The organism is Micromonospora sp. A202 (assembly GCF_006715105.1).
GTDB classification, from domain to species: Bacteria; Actinomycetota; Actinomycetes; order Mycobacteriales; family Micromonosporaceae; genus Micromonospora; species Micromonospora zamorensis.
The window spans coordinates 4,901,598-4,924,841 of the sequence record NZ_VFMP01000001.1 but is presented as its reverse complement, the minus strand read 5'-3'; the positions used below and the strand labels follow the sequence as shown (position 1 = coordinate 4,924,841).

The window sequence follows — 23,244 nt, the reverse complement described above, 5'->3', positions numbered from 1 at the left end:
CGGTGTGGGCTGCCACACTGCTCGGCATGCGCGTGCTGCTCTGCCCGGACAAGTTCGCCGGCACCCTGCCCGCACCGGAGGTGGCCGCCGCGGTGGCCGCCGGCTGGCGCACCGTCACCGACGGTGACGACCTGCTGATCCGGCCGCTCGCCGACGGGGGTCCGGGCTTCGTGGAGGTGCTCGCCGAAGCGCTCGGCGGCCGGCGGGTGCCGGTGCCGACGGTCGACCCGCTGGGCCGTCCGGCCGCCGGTGAGATCCTGCTCACCACCGACGGCGCGACCGCCTACCTGGAGAGCTCGCAGGCGTGCGGTCTGCACCTGCTCTCTCCGGCCGAGCGTGACCCGAAGACCACCACCTCGTACGGGCTGGGGGTGCTGGTGGCCGCCGCTGTGGAGAGCGGCGCCCGGACGGTGGTGATCGGGCTGGGTGGTTCGGGCACCAACGACGCCGGGGCGGGGATGCTCGCCGCGCTGGGTGTCACACCGCTCGACTCCGGTGGTGCCGCGCTGCCGTACGGCGGGGCTGCGCTCGCCGCTGTCGACGCGGTGGACGGCGTGCCCCGGCTGCGTGGCGTCCGGCTCGTCGCGGCCACCGACGTGGACAACCCGCTGCTCGGTCTGCACGGCGCGAGCAACGTGTTCGGCCCGCAGAAGGGTGCCGATCGCGCCGACGTGCTGCTGCTCGACGCCGCGTTGGAGCGCTTCGCGGCGGTGCTGGAACGCGATCTGGCCGGCTGCCCGGCGGGGCTCGGCACGATGCCCGGGGGCGGCGCCGCCGGCGGCATCGGCGCGGCGCTCCTCGCCCTCGGCGGCGGCTGCGAGTCGGGGATCGGCCTGGTCACCCGGGCCACCCGGCTGGACGCGGCGCTGGACACGGCGGACCTGGTGATCACCGGCGAGGGGTCGTTCGACCACCAGTCGCTGCGCGGCAAGGTGGTCGCCGGGGTGGCCGGTGCCGCCCGCGACCGGGGTGTGCCCTGCGTGGTGGTGGCAGGGCAGGTGAGCACCGGCCGGCGAGAGGCCGCCTCGGCCGGGGTCACCGACGCGTACAGCCTGGTCGAGCACTTCGGTGGGGAAGCGGGCGGCGGGCTCGACGCCGCGCTGAGCAGGCCCGCCGAGGGGCTGCGCGAGTTGGGCGCCCGACTGGCGCGGCAGTGGAGCCGCTGAGCGTTCCGGCCGCCTGACGACCGGGTCCACCTGGGGCGGGCGTCACGCCACGCGGGTGCACCCGGCCGAGGCGGCGTACGATCGGCGGAGGACCACAACCGGGAATCACTGGACGGCGCGCGGCGTTGGCCAGTGCGTCCGGACCCAAAACCGCGCAGGGAGACTTCCACGTGACCACGCCAGCGCAGACCGAGTCGACCGAGGCCCAGGCCCCTACTTCCGTCGAGGCCCAGGCCCCTACTTCCGTCGTCCTCACCGACGTTGCGGCGCAGAAGGTCAAGGCCCTGATCGAGCAGGAGGGCCGCGACGACCTGCGGCTCCGCGTCGCCGTGCAGCCGGGCGGCTGCTCGGGCCTGCGGTACCAGCTCTTCTTCGACGAGCGCTCGCTCGACGGTGATGTCGTCACCGACTTCGGTGGTGTCGGGGTCGTCGTCGACCGGATGAGCGCCCCGTACCTCTCCGGCGCGACGATCGACTTCGCCGACCGGATCGACGCCCAGGGCTTCACCATCGACAACCCCAACGCGGGCAGCTCCTGCGCCTGCGGTGACTCGTTCAACTGAGTCACGCACCACGCACCAACGACGACGGGGCCGTCCTTCGGGACGGCCCCGTCGTCGTACCGGCCCGGGCGTGATGCCCCCTGGGAGCGGTCCCGACGCTTTCGTGACGGGCCGGTTGCCGTTGTCCGACCGACCGGTCACCGCCGGGTTGCCGGGCCGGTAGTCTGACCGCGCCCTGCTCCCGACCCCGAGGGTTGACATGAAGATCGCCGTCACCGGCTCGATCGCCACCGATCACCTGATGAGCTTCCCCGGCCGCTTCGCCGACCAGCTCATCGCCGATCAGCTGCACAAGGTGTCCCTCTCCTTCCTGGTGGACGACCTGGTGCTCCGCCGAGGTGGCGTGGCGGCGAACATCTGCTTCGGCATGGGGCAGCTCGGTCTGAGCCCGGTGCTGCTCGGCGCTGTGGGGGCGGACTTCGCCGACTACCGCTCCTGGCTGGAGCGCCACGGCGTGGACTGCGACTCCGTGCACATCAGCGAGGTAGCGCACACCGCCCGGTTCGTCTGCACCACCGACACGGACATGTGCCAGATCGCGTCGTTCTACGCCGGTGCGATGAGTGAGGCGCGCAACATCGAGCTCGCCCCGGTCGCCGACCGGCTCGGCGGACTGGACCTGGTGCTGGTCAGCGCCAACGACCCCGAGGCGATGCTCCGGCACTCGGCCGAGTGCCGCACCCGCGGGTACGCGTTCGCCGCCGACCCGTCGCAGCAGCTCGCCCGGATGGGCGGCGAGGACGTGGTGGCGCTGATCGAGGGCGCCGAGTTCCTGATGACCAACGACTACGAGAAGTCGCTGCTGCAGAGCAAGGCGAAGCTGAGCGACGACCAGCTGCTGGACCTGGTCAAGGTGCGGGTCACCACGCTGGGCAAGCACGGTGTGGAGATCGCCGGGCGGGGCATCGACCCGATCCACGTGCCGATCGCGCGGGAGATCCGGGCGGTCGACCCGACCGGGGTGGGGGACGGCTTCCGGGCCGGCTTCTTCACCGCGCTCTCCTGGGGGGTCGGCCTGGAGCGGGCCGCCCAGGTCGGCTCGTTGCTGGCCACGCTGGTCCTTGAGACGGTCGGCACCCAGGAGTACGACGTCCGCCGCGACCTGTTCGTCAAGCGGCTCGCCGAGTCCTACGGTGACACCGCGGCGGACGAGGTCCGCCCCCACCTCCTGCCATAGCTGGTTGCCTCCCGTGATCGTTGGCAGCTGGGCAGCACGACAGGCCGAGCGAACTGCTGCTCAGCAGCCAACGATCACGAACGGGGCGGCCCTTTGCCCGGCCGGGCCGTCGACTGAGGCTGATCTGGATCGACGAATGAAGCGGGTCAGTGGCGGCGGCGGATGTCGTAGGCCGGGCCGTCCGGGCCCTTGACCGACCCGAGGAACTCCTGGCCGCGCATCCGGCACCAGGCGGGGAGGTCGACCGCCGCCGCCGGGTCGTCGGCGAGCACCCGGACCACAGTGCCCACCGGCAGCTGTGGCAACCGCCGGGCCGCCGCGATCACGGGCAGCGGGCAGCGCTGCCCCCGGCAGTCGATGACCTCGTCCGGCATCGTCACAGCCCCACCACCCCGGCGTCGGCGCGCAGCTCGGCGACGATCCCGGGCAGCTCGTCGAGGAACCGCTCGACGTCCGCCTCGGTCGTCTCCCGGTGCAGGCTGACCCGCACGTTGCCGTGCGAGAGCACCCCCATCGCCTCCAGCACGTGCGACGGACGCAACGTGGACGAGGTGCACGACGAGCCGGACGACACGGCGAAGCCACGCCGGTCCAGTGCGTGCAACAGAGCCTCACCGTCGACGTACAGGCACGAGAAGGTGACCAGGTGGGGGAGCCGGAGCGCCGGGTCGCCGACCACCTCCACGTCGGGCACGTCCGCCGCGACCCGCGCCCGGATCCGGTCCACCAGCGGATCCAGCCGGGCCGCCTCCGCCGCCGCGTCGGCCGCCGCGGCCCGCAGGCTCGCCGCCGCCGCCACCACCGCGGGCAGGTTCACCACCCCGGGGGTACGACCACCCTCCCGCTCGTCGGCCGGCCAGGGTGACTCCCAGCGGGTGCCCTTACGGACCGCCAGCACCCCCACCCCGGGCGGACCGCCCCACTTGTGGGCGCTCGCGCTGAGCACCGACCAGCCGGCCGGCAGGGGCACCCGGCCGACCGACTGGGCCGCGTCGACGTACAGCGGCACCCCCGCCTCGGCGCAGATCGCGGCCGCCTCGGCGACCGGTTGCACGGTCCCCACCTCGTGACTGGCTGTGATCAGAGCGGCCAGCGCGACACCGGGTGCGCGAACGGCGGCCGACCACGAGGTCACGTCCAGCCGACCCACCCGGTCCACCGGCACAACGGTCGCGGTCCCACCCGCCGCCACGTGCCGCTCCGCCGCGTGCAGCACCGCCGAGTGCTCGATCGCCGAGTGCACCAGCGTCGACCCGACCCGGTGGCGCCCCGCCAGGCCACCGAGCACCGCGCCGTGAGCTGCGGTCGTACCGCTGGGGGTGAAGGACACCTCGTCCGCGCGGACGCCGAGCGTCAGCGCGGTGGCCTCGCGGGCGGCGTCGAGCAGTTGCCGTGCCCGGCGGGCCTGGCTGTAGAGCTTGCCCGGGTCGGCCCAGCCGTCGTCGAAGGCGGCCAGCAGCGCCTGCCGCGCGACCGGATGCATCGGCGCGGCGGTCGCCGCGTCCAGGTAGACCGGGGATGCGCTCACAGATCCGCCTTTTGTTCGCGATTGCGGGGCTCGCAACCCCGGCTCACTCCTCGCGCTCACAGATCCGCCTTTGTTCGCGATTGCGGGGCTCGCAAACCCGGCTCACTCCTCGCGCTCACAGATCGACACGCTATCGCGGTGGTATGCCCATCATCCCCCCAATGGGGGGTGGACAGTGACCCCACCACGGCCGACTCCGTCATGGTCGAGTAATCTGCGACCGTCGGTGACGCCTTTGCCGTCGGTGCTGAGGAAAGACCCACCGCGGCGCGCTAGGGAGGCAGGACCAGGTGGTCGCAAGGAGTTCGGAGGTACGGCCGTCGGCCGTACGGCACAGCGCTTCCCCAGGGGTCGGTGCCCGCCGGGGGCGTGGTGCTGGTCGGTTGGCCGGGCTCGGTCTCGGTGGCGTGGCGCTGCTGGTCCTGCTCACGGGCTGTGACGTAGGGCAGGCGTTTGACGGCTTCGGCTGGCCGCAGGGCGGCATCTCGCCGGAGTCGAAGCGGATGTACGACCTGTGGATCGCCTCCTGCATCGCCGCGCTCGCGGTCGGTGTCTTCGTGTGGGGCTTGATCTTCTGGTGCGTCGTGCGCTACCGCAAGCGTGGCAACACGCTGCCGGTGCAGACCCGCTACAACCTGCCGATGGAGTTCCTCTACACCATCGCGCCGATCCTGATCGTCTCCGTGCTCTTCTACTACACGGCGATCGTGCAGACCGACGTCGACAAGTTGTCGAAGAACCCGGACGTCACGGTCGAGGTTGTCGCCTTCAAGTGGAACTGGCAGTTCAACTACCGCGACGGCCAGGGCGCGGAGGCCCGCACCACCGCGTCGACGCTCGGCACCAGTGAGGTCATCCCGGTGCTGGTGCTGCCGACCAACCGGTCCATCCGGTTCGAGGAGACCAGCCGCGACGTCATCCACTCGTTCTGGGTGCCGGAGCTGCTGTTCAAGCGGGACGTCATGCCGGGCAAGATCCGCAACGTGTTCGAGGTCTCGAGCCTGGACGCCGAGGGCGCCTACGTCGGGCGCTGCGCCGAGCTGTGCGGCAGCTACCACGCGTTCATGAACTTCGAGCTGCGGGTGGTGTCGCCGGAGAAGTACGACCAGTTCCTGGCGGCCAAGCAGAGCGGCAAGTCCACGCAGGACGCGCTGACCGAGATCGGTGAGCAGCCGTACGCGGAGACCACGCGGCCGTTCGACACCCGCCGGACGCAGGGCAACTTCAACCCGGACGACGTTCCGGCCCGCACGGGAAGCTGAGGCAGCCATATGAAGACCGAGTGGCGTATCTTCCTGATCATTGCCGCGTTCCTGCTCGGCGCCACCATCCTCTACGGCGCATGGACCAACGGCGCGTCCGGTGGCATCGAGTGGGTCGGCACCGTGGCCCTGCTGCTGTCGTTCCTGCTCTGCACGATGTGCGGTGGCTTCTTCTGGTTCGTCTCCCGGCGTATCGACCTGCGCCCGGAGGACCGCCCGGACGCCGAGATCGCTGACGGCGCCGGCGAGGTCGGCTTCTTCAGCCCGGGCAGCTACTGGCCGTTCGGCCTGGCACTGGCCGCCGCGCTCGCCGCGCTCGGCATGGTGTTCTGGCAGTACTGGCTGATCGGCGCCGGTCTTGTGGCTGTCGTCTTCTCCGCCTGCGGGCTGCTGTTCGAGTACTACAGCGGCACCCGGCGCACCGCCGAGCACTGATCCACCCGGTCGCTCGCGACCGACCTGCGTGACGAAAGGCCCGTTCCCCGAGTGGGAGCGGGCCTTTCGTCGTGCGGGAGCCGGATGGCGCCGTGGGTCAGGCGGCGCCGTGGGTCAGGCGGCGTGGCGGCGGGTGGGCTGGCGGCGTCGACGGCCGGCCAGCTGGGTGACCGGAACGGCGATCGCGGTGACCAGCACCACGGCGGCACCGCAGCCGGTGCAGATGAGCTCAGGACAGTCAGCTCCGTGACCGTCGACGCAGGGCGGCACCTCGAACGGTGCCACGCCCTCACAGACGTCGCAGTACAGCTCGCGGTGCGACACGGGCGTCTCCTCTCGAACCAGGCGACCCGCCCCCGAACGCGACAGCGGCGCACGGACGGAATCGGATAACTACTCGCCTGTAGTTTCCCACGCGGGTCCGACAAATCTCCCGTGGCCGTCGCTGGGACCCCCGGCCGCTGGTGCCGCCAAGGTGATCCACTCGACATCATTGGCATCGGGGTGTCCGGACGGCTCGGACGCCGCGGTTTCAAGGAACCCGAGTCGATCAAGGCCCTCGCCGCCGAGCGGCGACGCCGAGGTCAGGCCACGGTGGCAGTGGCGGTCGCGGTGGCGATCCAGCGGTCGAGGGTCACGGCGGCCGCACCGGAGTCGATCGACTCGGCCGCGCGGTCCAGGCCGGCGCGCAACGCCTCGGTCAGGTCGCCGTCGAGCGGGCCCTGGGTGGCCAGCGCCGCCGCGGCGTTGACCAGCACCGCGTCCCGGACCGGGCCCGTCTCGCCAGCCAGCAGGCGACGGGCCACATCCGCGTTGTACGCGGCGTCACCGCCCCGCAGGTCCGCGAGGGTGGACCTGGGTACACCCAGGTCCGTCGCGTCCAGCACGGCCTCGCGTACGGTGCCTCCCTGGGCCGCCCAGACGCGGGTCGGCGCGGCGGTGGTGAACTCGTCCAGCCCGTCCTCGCCGCGCATCACCAGGACGGAGTCACCACGGTCGGCGAACACACCGGCCATCACCGGGGCCATCCGCAGGTCGAAGCAGCCCACGGCGCCCGCGCGGGGCCGGGCCGGGTTGGTAAGCGGACCGAGGAAGTTGAAGACGGTCGGCACGCCCAGCTCCCGTCGAACCGGGCCGGTGTGCCGCATCCCCGGGTGGAAACGGGCCGCGAAGCAGAACCCGATGCCGGCCTCGGTGACGCAGCGGACGATCGCGTCCGGATCGAGGTCGAGTGGGACGCCCATGAACTCCAACAGGTCGGCGGTGCCGCAGGAGGACGACGCGGCCCGGTTGCCGTGCTTGACCACCCGGACGCCGGCACCCGCCACCACGAGGGCGGCCATCGTGGAGATGTTGACCGTGTGGGCGAGGTCACCGCCGGTGCCCACCACGTCCAGCGCGGTGGAACGCAGCTCGTCGGGGAGGTCCACCGGGACCGCCCGGCTCAGCATCGTCTCCACCAGCCCGGCCAACTCGGCGGAGGTCTCACCCTTGGCCCGCAACGCCACAGCGAAGCCGGCGACCTGCGCGGCACCCGCCGAGCCGGCCATGATCTCGCCCATCGCCCAGGCGGTGTCGGCGGTGGACAGCTCGTCGCCGCGCAGCAGTGAGTTGAGCAGGTGCGGCCAGGTCCGATCGCCCATGACGGGCCTCCCGAGCGTGCGAAGTGCGGTGGGCTGGAACCAGCGCCGAGTGTCCGGCGCCGTGGCGGTGCCGGAGGAGCGTGGGACGTCAGGCGGGTGCGTGCGTCCGCAGCAGCTCGGCCACCGTGCCGCCGGTGGTCACCGGATCGAGCGGGTGCACCAGCGTCGCGTCGACCTCGGCGTACGCGGCCAGCCATCGGTCGGCGGCGCGGGCGATCACCAGGCAGGTCGGGGGAGCGTCGTCCCGGTCGTCCTTGATCTGCCGGGCGATGCCGATGCCACCACCCGGGCTCGCCTCGCCGTCGAGCACCAGAAGGTCGATCTCGTAGTCGTCGACCAGTCGGATGGTCTCCGCGTAGGTCGACGCGTCGACGAACTCGATCTGCAGACCGGGCGCGGGCCGGGTGCCGACGGCCATCCGCATCCGATCACGGACCTTCGGGTCGTCGCTGTAGAGCAGGACGGTGCAAAGACGATCGCTCATGCCGGCACTCCGCTTCGCTCCGTGCCGTCATGAGGCACCATCGCACTGCGCTTGATGATTCGTTCGCTGCGCTCACTCATTGCGGCACTGACTCCCACCTCGTAGCTGCCCGCCGATCGTACCGGTCGGGGTGACGTAGCCGACATCCCGCCCGCCACCGATCGTCGGGGCGTACCGTCCGGGCAGCTCAGGTGGCCGCGGCGTCGGCGGCGCGCTCGCGGGCCTCCTGGCGGTCCAGCTCGCGGTCGACCCGGCGGGCCTCGCGTTCGGACTGCTTGACCCACTGGACGACGAGCACCGCGAGCATGGTCACACTGACGAACTCACCACCCGCCCAGAGGATGCCGCCGGCGACCACCTGGTCGTCCCAGGGGTCCGACCAGCCGAGGTTGAGCGACGGGTACCAGTCGCCGCCGAAGAGCGTGGTGCTCTGCATGATGGTGAGGCCGAGCACGGTGTGGAACGGCACGGAGAGCAGCATCAGCAGCGCGCGCGCCGGGTACGGCCAGCGGCCGGGCAGCGGGTCGAGCCCGAGCAGCGGCCAGAAGAACACGCAGCCGGTCATGATGAAGTGCGCGTGCACCAGCTCGTGCGCCCAGGCGTGTTCGAGGGTGAAGCGGTACAGATCACTGAAGTACAGCACGAACGGGTTGACCACGAAGATGGCGAACGCCACCAGCGGGAAGCTGTAGACCCGGGCGACACGGCTGTGCACGATCGCCAGCAGGCGCTTGCGCGGCCCGACCGGCAGGGTGCGCAGGGCCAGGGTCATCGGCGCGCCCAGCGCCAGGAAGATCGGCGCCACCATGGACAGCACCATGTGCTGGATCATGTGCACGGACAGCAGCGCGGTGTCGTACGCGTGCAGTCCGCTGACCGTGACCAGCGCGATGCCGCCCAGGCCGGGGCCGATGAAGAACACGGTACGGGCGATCGGCCAGCGGTCGCCCCGCAGGCGCAGCCGGTACACCCCGTAGAGGTACAGGCCGGCGGCGAGCACCAGGCCGAGGGCCAGCCAGCTGTCCAGCCGGGTCTCGGTCAGCACCGTGCCGACGGTGAACGGCGGCGGGGCCGAGGTGGCGGCGAGGATCGGATCGACGTGCAGCACGCTTTTCAGGCTAGGCCAGGCGAACCGGACCCTGACGGTGGGGCCACGGAAGGCGCAGGTTTGCCACCCCGCTGATCGCCGCCCCCGGTCAGGGGCAATAATGACGGCGTGACTGCGGCCCCAGCCATTGACAAGAGCCGGATCCACTCTCTGACCCGACCGAACATGGTCAGCGTCGGGACGATCGTGTGGCTCTCCAGCGAACTCATGTTCTTCGCGGCGTTGTTCGCGATGTACTTCTCCATCCGCGCAGCTGCGCCGGAGCAGTGGGAGAAGCACACCGAAGCGCTGAACATCCCGTACGCGACCACCTTCACGGTGATCCTGGTGCTGTCCTCCGTGACGTGCCAGCTCGGCGTCTTCGCGGCGGAGAAAGGTGACGTGCACGCGCTTCGGCGCTGGTTCACCATCACCTTCGTGATGGGCCTGATCTTCGTGCTCGGCCAGCTGAACGAGTACCGGCACCTGGTCGCCGACGGCATCAAGATCAACGGAGACGGTTACGGGTCGGTGTTCTACCTGACCACCGGCTTCCACGGCCTGCACGTGACCGGCGGTCTGATCGCCTTCATCATCTTCATGGTCCGTACGACCATGGGCCGGTTCACCCCGGCGCAGGCGACCTCGGCGATCGTCGTGTCGTACTACTGGCACTTCGTCGACGTCGTGTGGATCGGGCTGTACGCCATGATCTACTGGCTTCAGTGATCTTGCGCGTCACATTCCGCGCTGCTGCTCCGTCCCCTGAGACAGGTCCAACCGGTTAAGGACACCGCTCATGACTTCTGACAACGACCGCCGACGCGGTCTGCTCGCGCGGTTGCGCGAGCGGCCCGCCGCGCGCAGCAGGGGCCGCCGCCGGCTGGGCGCCGCGGTCCGGCTGATCGCCGCGCTGATGCTCGCCGGCGGCGCCTACACCGTCTTCGCCCCGGGTGCCCAGGCGCAGGACAACCCGCAGCTGACCGGCGCCGCCGCCGAGGGCAAGGCGCTGTTCGACGTGAGCTGTGTGACCTGCCACGGTCGCAACGCCCAGGGTGTCGAGGGCCGCGGGCCGAGCCTGATCGGCGTCGGCGAGGCCTCGGTCGAGTTCCAGGTCAGCTCCGGGCGGATGCCGATGGCCCGCCAGGAAGCCCAGGCCCACCGCAAGCCCCCACTCTTCACCGACGAGCAGACCCGTCAGCTGGCCCAGTACATCCAGGAGTTGGGCGGCGGCCCGGTCGTGCCCGAGGGCGACGACCTCGGCGAGGACGGCAACATCGCGTCCGGCGGTGAGCTGTTCCGGATCAACTGCTCGCAGTGCCACGCGTTCGGTGGTGGGGGTGGCGCGCTCTCCTCGGGCAAGTTCGCCCCGAGCCTGCGCCCCGCGACCGACCGCCAGATCTACGCGGCGATGCTGAGCGGCCCGCAGAACATGCCGGTGTTCGGCGACAACCAGCTTCGGCCGGAGCAGAAGGCCGACATCATCGCCTACATCCAGGAGACGCTGAAGCACGACCAGGACCCGGGTGGCTTCAACCTCGGACGGTACGGCCCCTCCACCGAAGGCCTGGCGATCTTCCTGGTCGGCATCGTGGCGCTCGTCTTCGCCAGCCTGTGGATTGCGGGCAAGTCGTGACCGAGCGGATACTCCCCATCAGCGCAGTGGTGCCGCTCGGCGCCACCCGTAGCGAGGTGACGGCATGAGCACCCCCACCGAGCACCCGACCCCCCAGGGCCGGGAGCCGCTCGACGTCAACGACCCCAAGCTGACCCGGTTCGACATCGTTCGTGAGGGCGCGCGTCGGGACGACATCGAGATCGTCCACTACGAGCCGCAGGTGCTGCCCGGCACCAAGGCGGAGCGTCGGCTGACCCGGGTGGTCGCCGGCTTCTTCCTGCTCACCGGTCTGGCCGCGACCGCCTTCATGGTCATCTACATCGCGTGGCCGTGGCAGTACGAGCCGGGCCGGGGCGGCGACAAGTTCTACACCCCGCTGCTCGGTTTCACCCTCGGCATCGCACTGCTCGCCGTCGGCTTCGGCATCCTGACCTGGGGCAAGAAGTTGCTGCCCAAGGAGGTCTCGATCCAGGACCGGCACGAGGGCCAGGTGGACTCCGAAGGTCGCATCATCACCGGCCAGACCATGCTCTACATGGCGGACGAGCTGGGCGTGAAGCGTCGCCCCCTGCTCGGCATCTCGCTGCTGGCCGGTCTCGCGCCGGTCGCCGCGGTCGCCGCCGCACCGCTGGTCGGCGGTCTGATCTCCGATCCCCACAAGAACAACCAGATGTTCACCACCGGGTTCGCCGCAGCCAAGGGCAGCGAGCGGATCCGCCTCGTCCGCGAGGACGGCCGGCCGGTCCGCCCGGCGGACATCAGCAGCGGTGGGCAGCTGACCGTCTTCCCCGGCATCGAGCACGGTGTGAGCAACCGGCACGCCGACTCGCCGACGCTGCTGATCCACCTCCGCGACTCCGACGCGCTGGCTTCGCGTCAGGCCAACGAGAAGATCGGCCACGGCGACTACATGTGGGGCAACTACGTCGCGTTCTCCAAGATCTGCACGCACGCCGGCTGCCCTGCCAGCCTCTACGAGCAGCAGACCAACCGGCTGCTCTGCCCGTGCCACCAGTCCCAGTTCCTGATCACCGACAACGCCAAGCCCATCTTCGGCCCGGCCAGCCGGCGGCTGCCGCAGCTGCCGATCGAGCTGGACTCCGAGGGGTTCTTCGTGGCGAAGTCCGACTACACCGAGACCGTCGGGCCTGACTTCTGGGAGCGGCCATGAAGCGTCGAAAGCTTGACCTTGCGGCGACGCCGGGCAAGGCCGCGGTGGGAGTGGACGACCGCTTCGCGGTGGCCACCCCGCTGCGCAAACTGCTGAACAAGGTCTTCCCGGACCACTGGTCCTTCCTGCTCGGCGAGATCGCGCTGTTCTCGTTCGTTGTGCTGCTGCTGACCGGTGTGTTCCTCACCTTCTTCTTCGAGCCGGCGATGACCGAGGTGGTCTACGACGGCAGCTACGCGCCGTTGCAGGGCACGCCGATGTCGGCCGCGTACGCCTCCAGCCTGGACATCTCGTTCGACGTCCGCGGCGGTCTGGTGATGCGGCAGATGCACCACTGGGCAGCGCTGCTGTTCATGGCCGCGATCGTCGTGCACATGCTGCGGGTGTTCTTCACCGGCGCCTTCCGCAAGCCGCGTGAGACCAACTGGATCATCGGCTCGCTGCTGTTCTGGGTCGGCTTCCTGGCCGGCTTCACCGGCTACTCGCTCCCGGACGACGGCCTCTCCGGCACCGGCCTGCGGATCGCCTCGGCGATCATGCTGTCCATCCCGGTGATCGGCTCCTGGCTCACTTCGTCGATCTTCGGCGGCGAGTTCCCGGGCACGATCATCATCAGCCGGTTCTTCATCGCCCACGTGCTGCTCATCCCGGGTCTGCTGGTCGCGCTGATCAGCGTCCACCTGGGCCTGGTCTTCAAGCAGAAGCACACCCAGTGGCCCGGCCCCGGCCGGACCAACAACAACGTGGTCGGCGAGCGGATGTTCCCGCGGTACGCGCTGAAGCAGGGCGGCTTCTTCATGGTCGTCTTCGGCGTCATCGCGCTGATGGGCGGTCTGTTCCAGATCAACCCGATCTGGCTGTTCGGCCCGTACGAGGCGTGGGTGGTCTCGGCCGCCAGCCAGCCCGACTGGTACGTCATGTTCCTCGACGGCTCGACCCGACTCATGCCGGCCTGGGAAATCTACATCCCGCTCGGCGACGGGTACGTCATCCCGCCGCTGTTCTGGCCGACGGTCGTGCTGCCCGGCATCCTGGTGGGCCTGTCGACGATGTACCCGTTCCTGGAAGCCCGGCACCTGAAGGACCGCAACAGCCACAACCTGCTCCAGCGTCCCCGTGACGTTCCGGCCCGGACCGCCGTCGGCGCCATGGCCGTCGCGTTCTACATCGTTCTGACGCTCTCCGGCGCCAACGACGTGATCGCCGACAAGTTCCAGATCAGCCTGAACGCGATGACCTGGGCTGGTCGGATCGGTCTGCTGGTGGTCCCGCCGATCGCGTACTACATCACCTACCGGCTCTGCCTCGGTCTGCAGCAGCACGACCGGGAGGTCCTCGCGCACGGCGTGGAGACCGGCATCATCCGGCGCCTGCCGGACGGCCGGTTCGTCGAGGTGCACCAGCCGCTCAGCGCGTCGAACGGGCACGCGGACGGTCACGGCGAGCTCGAGTACGTCGGCTGGGTCGTGCCGAAGAAGATGAACCGGCTGGGCGCCCTCGGGCCGGCCATCCGGGGCTTCTTCTACCCGATCGAGAAGCCGGTCGAGGCGCCGGTCTCGCCGGGGCACCCGCCGGTCGAGGCCCGGCCCGAGCGCGAGGAGATCGGCAGCGGAGAGAGCCGCCGCTGATCGCCCGATCGCACCGTTACGTGGCGCCCGCCGGATTCCGGCGGGCGCCACGTCGTATCCGCACCCGCCGCCCAGGCGAGGCGGAGTCGGACGGCCACGACGGGACCGGTAGACCCCGTGCGACGGGCGATCGCAGGAATAACCCCGGTGAGCCGGGTATCCGTGCGGTCCAACGTCTCAAGGGGGGGAAGCATGTTGGGTATCAAACGCCTCGGCCTGTTGGCCGCGCTTGTACTCGTCGGTGTCGCACCGGCTGCGGCCGCGCAGGCCGCGGCACAGCCGTCAACGCAGGACACCCAGTACCTGCAGGCGGTTCACCAGGTCAACCTGTTCGAGATCACCGCCGGTGACCTGGCCCAGCAGAAGGGTCAGGACCAGGGGGTCAAGGACCTGGGTGCGATGCTGAAGACCGACCACACCCAGCTGGACCAGACGGTGCAGCAGACCGCGTCCCAGCTCGGGGTGGAACTGCCGAACGAGCCCAGCGCCGATCAGCAGGCGGTCATCGACAAGCTGAACAACGCCAGCGGTGCGGAGTTCGACCGGCTCTGGGTGACCAGTGAGCTGGCCGGTCACGTCCAGGCCATCCAGGCCACCCAGACGGAGATCTCGCAGGGCTCCGAGCAGTCGGTGGTCCAGTTGGCACAGACGGCTCTGCCGACGCTTCAGGCGCACTACGACGAGCTGGTGCAGCTCGCCAACCAGTTGGGTATCCCGGTTCCGCAGACCAGCGCCAGCGGTACGCCCAGCCCGGGCGGCACCGGCACTGAGTCGCCGGCTCCGGGCGGCACCGGCACCGAGTCGCCGGCTCCGGGTGGCAACACCGAGTCCCCGGTTCCGGGCGGCGGCACCACCGAAACGCCGGCTCCCAGCGAGAGCTGACGTAGCGACAGCAGACGGCCGGTCCACCCGCGCGGTGGACCGGCCGCCGTGCGTGCGGGTCAGTCAGCGCTGGCCAGCCCGATCGCGAAGGCTTCCTCCAGGTCAGTCTGGGAGTATGCCCGGAACGCGATGTGCGACTCGGTGTTGAGCACACCGGGCACCTTGGAGATGCTGCCCGCGATGACCTGGGCGATCTGGTCGAACTCGCGGACCCGGACGATGGCGATGAGGTCGACGTGCCCGGCGACCGAGTAGACCTCGCTGACGCCGGGGAGGTTGGCCAGGGTCTCCGCCACCTCGGGAATCGCATCGGTGGCGCAGTCGATCAGCACGATCGCGGTGATCACGTGACATCTCTCCGTTCGTCGGCGTCGTCGCCCATGCTAGATGTTTCGGTCGGAAACTGGAGACGGGAGCCGTCGGGCCTCAGCCGTGCGCGGCGCAGGGCACCGTCAGGTCGTCCCCGACCCGGATCGCGTCGTGCAGCCGCTCGCCATCGCGCACTGTCGCGCCCGGCCAGACCACTGCCCGGCGGACGTCGCCGCCGACCCGGGCGCCCGCCCCGACCACCGACTCCACGCAGTGACCGGTCACCGTGGCCGACGGGTCGACGATGACGCCACCGGCCGCGGCGTGCAGGTTGGCCGCCAGGTAGTCGGCCGGGGTGCCGGTGTCGTAGAACGTGCCCGGGAAGGGCACCACCTCCAGGGCGCCCGCTGCCTCGGCGGGGCGCCACACCGCTCGGACCAGGTCGGAGACGACGACCGGCAGGTCGCGGACCAGCCGCCAGGGCAGCAGCGAGAACCCGGTGAAGCAGTGCCCGGCGAAGGTGCCCGGCGCCGCCGGGTCCGCTGCGGGCTGACCCAGCAGGCGTACGGTGTGCCCGTCCCACCCGTCGAGCAGGGCCGCCACGTCCGGGCCGGGCGCAGCCGCCGGGTCGGCCAGGTACGCGTCGGCGTTGCCGACCAGCACCGGCCGCCCGTCGATCCAGTCCCGCAGACGGGCCACCCCGCCCGCGGTGCCCAGCGGGTCACCCGGCTCGACGGACAGATGCGCGCGCTCGCCGACGTGGGCGACCACCTGGTCACCGAGGTAGCAGGCGTTCACCGCGACCCGGGCGGGACCGGTCAGACCGAGCCCGGCCAGCCGGGCCAGCGCGAGGTCCAGCAGTGGCACGTTGCCCACCGGGCAGAGCGCCTTGGGGACCCGTTCGGTGAGCGGGCGCAGCCGGGTGCCCTCGCCGGCGGCGAGCACCACCGCGCACAGCTCCGCCGGCACGCCAGCCCTGCCGGTCATGGCAGGTTGTCGGGAACCGGTGGCGGGAACTGCCCGGCCAGCGGCCCGATGTCGTAGTAGGCGAGCAGCCGGGCCGTCGCCCAGCTCAGCTTGGGCAGGTCGTCCAGCGGGTGCCAGGCGGCCTCGAAGACCTCCGCGCCGTCGACCGCCAGCTCGGTGGTGGACGCCGGGACCTCCGTCTCGAAGACCATGTCCACCCAGCCCTTGGCGTGCACGATCGCGTTCGGCACCGCCGGGCGCAACCGGGACGGGGGGAGCCGGATGCCGGACTCCTCGAACAGCTCGCGGGCCGCTCCCACCACCGGGGGCTCGCCACGGTCCAGCAGGCCGGCGGGGAGTGACCAGCCCCGGCCGGGCGGCTGGCGCAGCATCAGCAGACGGCCCGCGCCCGTCGCCTCGCTGTCGCGGACCAGGGTGACCGCGCCGACGATGTACTTGGGCACGGCCAGCCGGACCAGGCGCCGACGCACCGGCAGCGGCAGCCGGTAGAAGGCCTGGTAGAAGATGGCCCGACCGGTGGCGCGGGAGCGGGGGATCATGACTCCAGGCTAGTGGTCACGAATGTCATTCGGACGCGCCGGGGCCGGCCCGGTCACTGCCGGTGGTCGACCAGGTCGATGAGCTGGCGTACGACGGTGTCTGGTTCGATCACCCGGTCGAAGACCGCGACCAGCAGGGTCTCCAGGTCGGGATAGCCCAGCTCCTCGGAGAGGCGCAGCAGTGGCAGGTCGCTGGCGAGGCCACGATTGTGCTGACGCAGGGTCAGCCCGATGGTGGCCCGCCCGAGCCGGACCTTGTCGCTGATCGTGATGCCCGGCTCGGTGTGCTCGGCGAACCACCGGTTGATCTGCATCTGCGCGTGCGGTGACTTGACGAAGCTCAGCCACTCCCGGCGGGGGCCGCGCGGCGCGACACCGGCCTCGAAACCGTTGTCGCCGTCGTTCTCGGTGAAGATCTCCACCACGTCGCCCTCGTCCAGCTCCGAACTCAGCGGGGCGAGCCGACCGTTGATCCGTGCGGCGAGGCAGTGGTCGCCCCGCTCGTTGCCCAGCTCGTACGCGAGGTCGACGGGCGTCGCGCTGGCCGGCAGCACGATCTGCCGCCCCTCGGCGAACACCTGGATCTGGCCCTCGGCGAGGTCGCACCGCAGCGACTCGAGGAACTGCGCCGGGTCGGCCGCACCCGGCTCCCAGTCGAGCACCCGGCGCAGCCAGTCCAACTGCTCGGCGCGCGCCGCGGCGCTGCTGGCCCCCGAGCGGGGGAAGCGGAAGTCGGCGGCGATGCCGTACTCGGCCGAGCGGTGCATCTCCTCGGTGCGGATCAGCACCTCCACAGTGCGGTCCTGCGGGCCGCAGACGCTGGTGTGCAGCGAGCGGTAGAGGTTGTTCTTGGGGGAGGCGATGAAGTCCTTGAAACGGCCGGGGATCGGCCGCCAGGTGCCGTGGATCGCGCCCAGCGCGGCGTAACAGTCGGTGGCCGGGCCGTCGACCACCACCACGATGCGGGGCAGATCGTACGGGGCGGTGTGCTCGCCGGCGATTGTGTCTTTCCAGATCGAGTAGAGGTGCCGGGGACGAGGGCTCACCTCGGCGTCGACCCGGCTGCGCTTGAGCGCCACCTTGGCCCGGGTGACCACCGAGTCGAGGTACGCGTCCCACCCCGGCCGGTCGTGCACGTGCCGGGCCAGCCGGGCGTGCTCGTCGGGCTCCAGGTGCAGCAGCACCACGTCGTCCAGCTCGCGCTTGAGGGTCTGGATGCCCAGCCGGTCACAGAGCGGGACCAGCACCTCCTGGGTCTTGCGGGCGATCCGCTCCCGGGAGGAGGCCGAGCGCACCCCGAGGGTGCGCATGTTGTGCAGCCGGTCGGCCAGCTTGATGATCAGCACCCGGACGTCTTTGGCGGCCGCGACGATCATCTTGCGGATCGTCTCCGCCTCGGCGGCCTTGCCGTAGAACGCCTTGTCGAACTTGGTCACCCCGTCGACCAGGTGGGCCACCTCGCCGCCGAAATCCTCGGAGAGCGCCTGGAGCGTGTAGCGGGTGTCCTCCACGGTGTCGTGCAGCAGCGCCGCGACCAGGGTGGTGGTGTCCATCCCCAGCTCGGCGCAGATCTGCGCCACCGCCAGGGGATGGGTGATGTACGGTTCCCCGCTCTTGCGGAACTGCCCGCGGTGCATGTTCTCCGCGATCGTGTACGCCCGTCGCAGCACCGCGGGGTCGGTGCCGGCGTGGATGCCCCGGTGGGTGCGCACCAACTGGGTGACCGGGTCGGAGTCGGTGGTCGGCCAACTGAGCAACGACCGCAGCCGGCGGGCGAGCGGCAGCTCACCCGGCTGTGTCGGCAGGGCGCCCCCCAGGGCGGCGCCGTGTCCGGCGTCGACGTCCACGAGGGACACCTCCTCACCCCGGCTCCGCATCGCCGAAACCCGGCGGCGGGAGCAGGCCCACGAATCGGGCAGGACTGCACTTCTCTAACAGCCTAAGCGAGTCGACGTAGTCCGATCGGTCAGTTGGTCATGAGCGTTCGGTCGAGAGTTGATGGGACGCGCCGTTCTCGGCCTTCGCCAGCAGGTCACGGAACCGCCCCGCACCACCGGCCGGGGAGGACCAACCGGAGGACATCTCCACCAACCGGGTCTCCGGTCGTTCCAACCAGGACAGAATCCGCTCGGACTCCTCGGCGGTGGCCGCCGGCACCGGGCCGTGCCCGCCCGACACCGTCTCGGCGGTCGCCCGGATGGTGGTCAGGGTGGGCCGTGGGTGCACGCCCGGCGGGGACACCCCCGCACCGGCCAGCCGGCCGTGCCGCACCAGCGCCAACTCCCAACCGCCCCGGGCGGCCGGCCGTGCCGCGGCCAGCTCGACGATGCCGGTCAGCGCGGCCAGCCGCTGCATCCGCACTGTGGCCCGCAGCACCGCGGCCAGCCGGGACCGCATTACCGCCGCCTCCTCGTAGCGCTGGTCCCGGGAGAGCACGTCGATCCGGGCGAGCAGCGCGTCCACCACCGGCTGCGGGTCGCTGGCGGTGGCGGTCCGGAAGGGCGCGGCGGCCTGGTGGTCGTACTCCTCGGGGGTGATCTTGTGCTCGCAGGGTGCCGGGCAGCGACCTAGCTCGGCCAGCGCGCAGGCCGGCGTGATGGTGCGCAGCGAGAGCCGGTGCGTGCACTGACGCAGCGGCACCGCGTCGTGGAAACCGGCGGCGGCCAGCTCCGCGGCCCGCCGGGAGGTGAACGGCCCGAGGTACGCGGTGTCGGTGGGGGAGAGGTCGCGCACGATCGACAGCCGAGGGTACAGACCGTCGGTCAGCTTGAGCCAGAGCATGCGCTCCGGGTATTTCGACCGTCGGTTGTACGGCGGGGCGTGCGCGGCGATCAACCGCAGCTCGCGGACCTCCGCCTCCAGCGAGTGGGCGCACTCCACCGCCTCGACCCGCTCGGCCGCCGCCAGCATCTCGGAGATCCGGGCGCGCTTCTCCCCGGCGGTGAAGTAGCTGCGCACCCGGGTGGCGATGTCGACGGAGGTGCCCACGTAGAGCGGGCGGTTGTCGGCGGCCCGGAAGATGTAGACCCCGGGGACCTTGGGCAACCCCTCGGCCAGGTGCCGTTTGCGGCGCTGGGTCGGCGTGACCGCCCGGGCGAACTCGATGGCGTCGCCGACCGTGTCCACCCGGTGCCCGCCGAGCCGACCGATCAGCCCGTGCAGCACGTCGACTGTCGCCTTGGCGTCGTCGAGCGCCCGGTGGTTGGGCTGGGTGGTGGTGCGGAAGTAGGCGGCCAGGGTGCCGAGCTTGCGGTTGGGCACCTCGTCGCGGGTCAGCACCCGGCGGGCGAGCGCCGCCGTGTCCAGCACTCGGGGATTGGGCCAGCGGTAGCCGTGCTTCGCGCAGGCGGCCTTGAGGAAGCCCACGTCGTACGGGGCGTTGTGGGCCACCAGCACCGCGTCGGCGATGAACTCCAGGAAGCTCGGCAGCACCTGCTCGATCGGCGGCGCCGGCAGCAGCATCGCCTGGGTGATGCCGGTGAGCACTGTGATGAAGGGCGGGATCGGCTGCCCCGGGTTGACCAGGGTGGCGAGCACACCCAACTGCTCACCACCGCGCACCTTGACAGCGCCGATCTCGGTGATGCCGCCGCCGTCCGGCGCGCCGCCGGTCGTCTCCAGGTCGACCACCACGAAGGTGGTCGCGTAGAGCGGCAGCGCCGGGTCCACCCCGCCCACCGCCGGGTCGAGACCGGCCAGCGACTCCTGGACGTACTCCGCCTGTGCCATCGGCGGCACGCTAGCGCCTCGGTCCGACACTCCCGTCGCAGCCGTCCCACCAGTCACCATGGGGCTAGGATGAGAGATCGGCTCACTCACCGGGCGGTGGGCCCGGTCGCGGTGGGAGACTTGCCACATGCCCCTCGCCGAGCCGCACGACGACCACCTCCCACAGGAGGATCTGGTCGCGCTCGACGGGGCCGTCAGCAACCCGGACGACAACGTAGTCAGCGAGACATCCGGGACATCCGACCCCACGATGGCAGGCGACGGCCCGGGCACCGAGCCGGAGTCGGCCGAGTCGGAGCCGGCCGTGTCGGAGCCGGCCGAGTCGGAACCGGCCGTGTCCGAGCCGGAGCCGGCCCTGCCGGAGCCGGAGCCGACCCTGCCCGAGCCGGTCCGGCAGCGGATCGTCACACTGACCGCCGCCGTCCTGCCCACGCTGCCCGCCGACGAGGTGCCCGTGCCGCTGCGCCGGGTGGCCAAGTTCGCCCCCAACCGGCGGGCCCGGCTCGGCGCGCCGGTCATCGCCGCCCAGCTCACCGCCGACCCGCTGTTCCGGCAGCGGGTCACCGCCCGCGTCCTGGCCGACGCCGGTGACCTCGGGGCCGCCGTCGTCGAGGGAACCGCGCCCGCCGCCGCCGACCCGGTCGAGGTCGCCGCGCTGGCCTACCTGGCCAGGCCGCGCGGCTGGCGGGAGCTGATCGACGCCAGCGGCGCTGCCGTTCGCGCCGAGGCGGACAGCGCTGTCGTCGCCGAGCTGGTCCGGGAGGCCGAGCAACGGGCCACCCGCGCCGAGCACGACCGGGCGGTGGCCCGGGTCGAGGCGGAGAAGCTGCGCGACGAGCTGGCCCGCGTCCGTGAGGAGCTGGGTCAGCTCCGCGAGGAGTCCCGGCAGGTCGCCCGTACCCTGCGGGAGACCCAGGCCCGCGAGCGCAAGGCCACCGAACTGCTGGCCACCGAACGCGGCCGGGCCGCGCGGGCCAGCGCCGACGTGGACGCCGAGCTGCGCCGCGCCCGGGCCCGGCTGGCCGAGGCGGAGGCCGCCGCCGGAGTGGCCCGCGCGAGCGCCAAGGAGTCCCGCTCGGTCGACGACGCCCGCCTCTGGCTGCTGCTGGAGACCATCGGTCAGGCCGCCGTCGGCCTACGCCGGGAGCTGGCCCTCGACCCGGTGGACAAACTCCCCGCCGACTTCGTGGCCGACGCGTTCGCCGAGCAACCGGGCACCGCCCCGGCCAGCCCCGCCGCACGCGCCCGCGACACCGACGACCCGGCCCGGCTCGACCAGCTTCTCGCCCTGCCCCGGGCGCACCTCGTGGTGGACGGCTACAACGTCACCAAGCGCGGCTTCGGTGACATGTCCCTGGAGCAGCAGCGCAAACGTCTCATCACCGGGCTCGGCGGGATCGCCGCGCAGACCGGCGACGAGATCACCGTCGTCTTCGATGGCGCCGAGCGGATGCACGGGTTGCCGCCCGCGCCGCGCGGCGTCCGGGTGCTCTTCTCCCGCAAGGGCGAGACCGCCGACGAGCTGATCCGGCGGCTGGTCCGTGCCGAGCCAGCGGGTCGTCCGGTGGTGGTGGTCTCCTCCGACCGCGAGGTCGCCGACGGGGTACGCCGGCACGGCGCCTACCCGCTGGGCGCCGACTCGCTGCTGCGGCGGCTCGCCCGCTCCTGAGAGACGCGTGGCCCCGCCGCACCGTGTCGTCGCCAGCCCGGCTGTCGTACCCGAGCGTTAGCGTCGTTGTTGTCGCCGACGGGAGGGGATTCGCCATGACCCAGGACAACGTCAGGCTCTTCGTCGACAGTGACCTGCGGGGTGTGCGGTTCACCCGGTCGACGCTGGCCGGTGCGGTGATGCGCGGCGTCGACGTGAATGCTCTGGACATCGACGCGCCCTGGCTGGCTGAGGGCACGCTCCTGGTCAACGGCGTCGATGTCGCGCCGCTGGTCGAGGCCGAGCTCAACCAGCGGTTCCCCGGGCGCGATCTCCGGCAGGCCAAGGATCCGGACGGCCTGCGCGTGGCGTGGGCGGCACTCGAACGGGCCTGGGCGGCGGCGGTCGACCGGGCGCTGTCCATGCCCGAGGGTGCGGTCGACGTCTCCATCGACGGGGAGTGGTCGTTCGCGCAGACGCTGCGCCATCTCGCGTTCGCCGCCGACACCTGGCTGGGCAAGGCGATCCTGCGCCTGCCGCAGCCCTTCCACCCGCTCGGGCAGCCAGATGCCGAGTACGAGGCCGAGGGCTTCGACATGTCGATCTTCGCCGCCGAGCAACCGACGTTGGCCGCGACCCTGGAGCTGCGGGCCGAGCGGCAGGCGATGGTGCGCGACTTTCTCGCGGCCGTCACGCCGGACCTGCTCGCCGAGACCCGGCCGGCCGCCTGGTGGCCCGAGCAGCAGGTGTCCGTCCTGCACTGCCTTCACGTGATCTTGGACGAGGAGTGGCAGCACCTCCGCTTCGCCCTGCGTGACCTCGACGCGCAGGGCGAGGCGGCGAACGCGCAGTCCCGCCCGGCCACCGGGTCAGGTGGTCGGTAGGCGCCGGGCCAGCTCACGGCGCAGCACGTCGGGGCCGGGTGTCATCCAGGCGAGCCGGGCGACCAACTCGTACGGGCCGCGTCCGGGGGTCGACCACTGGCCGGGTCGCATCGGCGGCCGGGTCTGCTGCGGATCGAGTGGTGTGACCACCAGTCGCGGTTCCAGGCGGCCACGGACCTGAGCGCGCGCCACGTTGGCCCAGTCGATGCGGAGATTGCTGCCGTGCGGTCCGGTCAGTTCCAGCGCTTCGTCGGTCAACCGCAGCGGCAGCCGAGGCTGACGGCGCAGCTGCCAGGCGGTGGTCAACGCGACGCCGACGCCGATCGTGCCGAACCGCAGCAGCACCTGCCACCACGGCTCATCGAACAGCGCCGCGTACACGGCGACGAGGGCAGCGGCGCCCAGCACAGCGAGGAGCTTGGCGATGCGATGTCGGCGCGACGAGTAGTGGAATTCCACGACGGGCGAGCCATCGAGGCTGGTCACCACTGTCCTGTGCCCGAG

The 23,244-nt window shown here is 71.4% G+C and carries 24 protein-coding genes; 12 read left to right on the top strand and 12 right to left on the bottom strand.

Annotation, left to right across the window (positions count from 1 at the left end):
* Nucleotides 1-26: 26 nt before the first annotated feature.
* The 3 genes from FBZ33_RS22620 to FBZ33_RS22610 all read left to right on the top strand — a co-directional run bounded on the left by FBZ33_RS22620 (nucleotide 27) and on the right by FBZ33_RS22610 (nucleotide 2,906).
* Nucleotides 27-1,166 (top strand): glycerate kinase, encoded by a 1,140-nt coding sequence (locus FBZ33_RS22620; protein ID WP_141912877.1) that lies wholly within the window; start codon nucleotides 27-29, stop codon nucleotides 1,164-1,166.
* Between the two features lie 170 nt (nucleotides 1,167-1,336).
* Nucleotides 1,337-1,729, top strand: a complete 393-nt coding sequence (erpA, locus tag FBZ33_RS22615) for an iron-sulfur cluster insertion protein ErpA (RefSeq protein WP_141910585.1) — start codon at nucleotides 1,337-1,339, stop codon at nucleotides 1,727-1,729.
* A 199-nt stretch (nucleotides 1,730-1,928) separates the two neighbouring features.
* A complete protein-coding gene (locus FBZ33_RS22610) occupies nucleotides 1,929-2,906 on the top strand; it encodes a carbohydrate kinase family protein (protein ID WP_088949462.1) in 978 nt (325 codons plus the stop codon).
* Nucleotides 2,907-3,052: 146 nt separating this feature from the next.
* On the opposite strand, the gene FBZ33_RS22605 is transcribed toward FBZ33_RS22610, so the two are convergent.
* Both FBZ33_RS22605 and FBZ33_RS22600 read right to left on the bottom strand, forming a co-directional pair.
* Nucleotides 3,053-3,286, bottom strand: coding sequence for a sulfurtransferase TusA family protein (locus FBZ33_RS22605; RefSeq protein WP_088949461.1), 234 nt, complete (start codon nucleotides 3,284-3,286; stop codon nucleotides 3,053-3,055).
* Entirely contained in the window at nucleotides 3,283-4,434 is a 1,152-nt protein-coding gene (locus FBZ33_RS22600; RefSeq protein ID WP_141910584.1) for a cysteine desulfurase family protein, read from the bottom strand. Before FBZ33_RS22600 ends, FBZ33_RS22605 begins: the two co-directional genes overlap by 4 nt.
* A gap of 290 nt (nucleotides 4,435-4,724) precedes the next feature.
* Between FBZ33_RS22600 and coxB the strand changes: the two genes are divergently transcribed.
* Nucleotides 4,725-5,696, top strand: coding sequence for a cytochrome c oxidase subunit II (gene coxB, locus FBZ33_RS22595; protein WP_141910583.1), 972 nt, complete (start codon nucleotides 4,725-4,727; stop codon nucleotides 5,694-5,696).
* 9 nt (nucleotides 5,697-5,705) lie between these two features.
* The gene (locus FBZ33_RS22590) at nucleotides 5,706-6,131 is read left to right on the top strand and encodes a cytochrome c oxidase subunit 4 (protein WP_141910582.1); all 426 of its coding nucleotides are present in this window, start codon (nucleotides 5,706-5,708) and stop codon (nucleotides 6,129-6,131) included.
* Nucleotides 6,132-6,245: 114 nt separating this feature from the next.
* On the opposite strand, the gene FBZ33_RS22585 is transcribed toward FBZ33_RS22590, so the two are convergent.
* The 4 genes from FBZ33_RS22585 to FBZ33_RS22570 all read right to left on the bottom strand — a co-directional run bounded on the left by FBZ33_RS22585 (nucleotide 6,246) and on the right by FBZ33_RS22570 (nucleotide 9,366).
* Nucleotides 6,246-6,455 (bottom strand): hypothetical protein, encoded by a 210-nt coding sequence (locus FBZ33_RS22585; protein ID WP_141910581.1) that lies wholly within the window; start codon nucleotides 6,453-6,455, stop codon nucleotides 6,246-6,248.
* 260 nt (nucleotides 6,456-6,715) lie between these two features.
* The gene (gene trpD / locus FBZ33_RS22580) at nucleotides 6,716-7,774 is read right to left on the bottom strand and encodes an anthranilate phosphoribosyltransferase (protein ID WP_099856130.1); all 1,059 of its coding nucleotides are present in this window, start codon (nucleotides 7,772-7,774) and stop codon (nucleotides 6,716-6,718) included.
* Nucleotides 7,775-7,862: 88 nt separating this feature from the next.
* Complete coding sequence (locus FBZ33_RS22575; RefSeq protein WP_088949455.1) at nucleotides 7,863-8,258, bottom strand: hypothetical protein; 396 nt, start codon at nucleotides 8,256-8,258, stop codon at nucleotides 7,863-7,865.
* Nucleotides 8,259-8,445: 187 nt separating this feature from the next.
* Nucleotides 8,446-9,366, bottom strand: coding sequence for a cytochrome c oxidase assembly protein (locus FBZ33_RS22570; protein ID WP_370453037.1), 921 nt, complete (start codon nucleotides 9,364-9,366; stop codon nucleotides 8,446-8,448).
* Between the two features lie 108 nt (nucleotides 9,367-9,474).
* Between FBZ33_RS22570 and FBZ33_RS22565 the strand changes: the two genes are divergently transcribed.
* From FBZ33_RS22565 to FBZ33_RS22545, 5 genes are all read left to right on the top strand, one after another.
* On the top strand, nucleotides 9,475-10,074 hold the full coding sequence (locus FBZ33_RS22565; protein WP_088949454.1) for a heme-copper oxidase subunit III: 600 nt from the start codon (nucleotides 9,475-9,477) through the stop codon (nucleotides 10,072-10,074).
* 70 nt (nucleotides 10,075-10,144) lie between these two features.
* Nucleotides 10,145-10,981 carry a cytochrome c gene (locus FBZ33_RS22560; protein ID WP_141910580.1) on the top strand — a complete coding sequence of 279 codons (837 nt, stop codon included), beginning with the start codon at nucleotides 10,145-10,147 and terminating at the stop codon, nucleotides 10,979-10,981.
* A 64-nt stretch (nucleotides 10,982-11,045) separates the two neighbouring features.
* Complete coding sequence (locus FBZ33_RS22555) at nucleotides 11,046-12,134, top strand: ubiquinol-cytochrome c reductase iron-sulfur subunit (RefSeq protein WP_099856124.1); 1,089 nt, start codon at nucleotides 11,046-11,048, stop codon at nucleotides 12,132-12,134.
* Nucleotides 12,131-13,762 carry a cytochrome bc complex cytochrome b subunit gene (locus FBZ33_RS22550; protein WP_141910579.1) on the top strand — a complete coding sequence of 544 codons (1,632 nt, stop codon included), beginning with the start codon at nucleotides 12,131-12,133 and terminating at the stop codon, nucleotides 13,760-13,762. Before FBZ33_RS22555 ends, FBZ33_RS22550 begins: the two co-directional genes overlap by 4 nt.
* A 192-nt stretch (nucleotides 13,763-13,954) precedes the next feature.
* On the top strand, nucleotides 13,955-14,644 hold the full coding sequence (locus FBZ33_RS22545; protein WP_099856120.1) for a DUF4142 domain-containing protein: 690 nt from the start codon (nucleotides 13,955-13,957) through the stop codon (nucleotides 14,642-14,644).
* Nucleotides 14,645-14,703: 59 nt separating this feature from the next.
* Here the strand turns inward: FBZ33_RS22545 and FBZ33_RS22540 are convergent, their stop codons facing one another.
* The 5 genes from FBZ33_RS22540 to FBZ33_RS22520 form a co-directional block, all read right to left on the bottom strand.
* Nucleotides 14,704-14,991 carry an Lrp/AsnC family transcriptional regulator gene (locus tag FBZ33_RS22540; RefSeq protein WP_088949449.1) on the bottom strand — a complete coding sequence of 96 codons (288 nt, stop codon included), beginning with the start codon at nucleotides 14,989-14,991 and terminating at the stop codon, nucleotides 14,704-14,706.
* A gap of 79 nt (nucleotides 14,992-15,070) precedes the next feature.
* A complete protein-coding gene (locus FBZ33_RS22535; RefSeq protein ID WP_141910578.1) occupies nucleotides 15,071-15,940 on the bottom strand; it encodes a sugar phosphate nucleotidyltransferase in 870 nt (289 codons plus the stop codon).
* Nucleotides 15,937-16,479 carry an NUDIX hydrolase gene (locus FBZ33_RS22530; RefSeq protein ID WP_088949447.1) on the bottom strand — a complete coding sequence of 181 codons (543 nt, stop codon included), beginning with the start codon at nucleotides 16,477-16,479 and terminating at the stop codon, nucleotides 15,937-15,939. Before FBZ33_RS22530 ends, FBZ33_RS22535 begins: the two co-directional genes overlap by 4 nt.
* A 53-nt stretch (nucleotides 16,480-16,532) precedes the next feature.
* Nucleotides 16,533-18,326, bottom strand: coding sequence for a bifunctional (p)ppGpp synthetase/guanosine-3',5'-bis(diphosphate) 3'-pyrophosphohydrolase (locus tag FBZ33_RS22525; protein WP_088951918.1), 1,794 nt, complete (start codon nucleotides 18,324-18,326; stop codon nucleotides 16,533-16,535).
* Between the two features lie 127 nt (nucleotides 18,327-18,453).
* On the bottom strand, nucleotides 18,454-20,208 hold the full coding sequence (locus FBZ33_RS22520) for a DEDD exonuclease domain-containing protein (protein WP_141910577.1): 1,755 nt from the start codon (nucleotides 20,206-20,208) through the stop codon (nucleotides 18,454-18,456).
* A gap of 304 nt (nucleotides 20,209-20,512) precedes the next feature.
* On the opposite strand from FBZ33_RS22520, the gene FBZ33_RS22515 reads away from it, so the two are divergent.
* Both FBZ33_RS22515 and FBZ33_RS22510 read left to right on the top strand, forming a co-directional pair.
* Nucleotides 20,513-21,877 (top strand): NYN domain-containing protein, encoded by a 1,365-nt coding sequence (locus tag FBZ33_RS22515; RefSeq protein WP_370453098.1) that lies wholly within the window; start codon nucleotides 20,513-20,515, stop codon nucleotides 21,875-21,877.
* A 95-nt stretch (nucleotides 21,878-21,972) separates the two neighbouring features.
* Nucleotides 21,973-22,740, top strand: a complete 768-nt coding sequence (locus tag FBZ33_RS22510; protein WP_141910575.1) for a DinB family protein — start codon at nucleotides 21,973-21,975, stop codon at nucleotides 22,738-22,740.
* Here FBZ33_RS22510 and FBZ33_RS22505 read toward each other — a convergent pair.
* Nucleotides 22,726-23,226 (bottom strand): hypothetical protein, encoded by a 501-nt coding sequence (locus FBZ33_RS22505; protein WP_141910574.1) that lies wholly within the window; start codon nucleotides 23,224-23,226, stop codon nucleotides 22,726-22,728. The genes FBZ33_RS22510 and FBZ33_RS22505 overlap by 15 nt on opposite strands.
* Nucleotides 23,227-23,244: the final 18 nt, after the last annotated feature.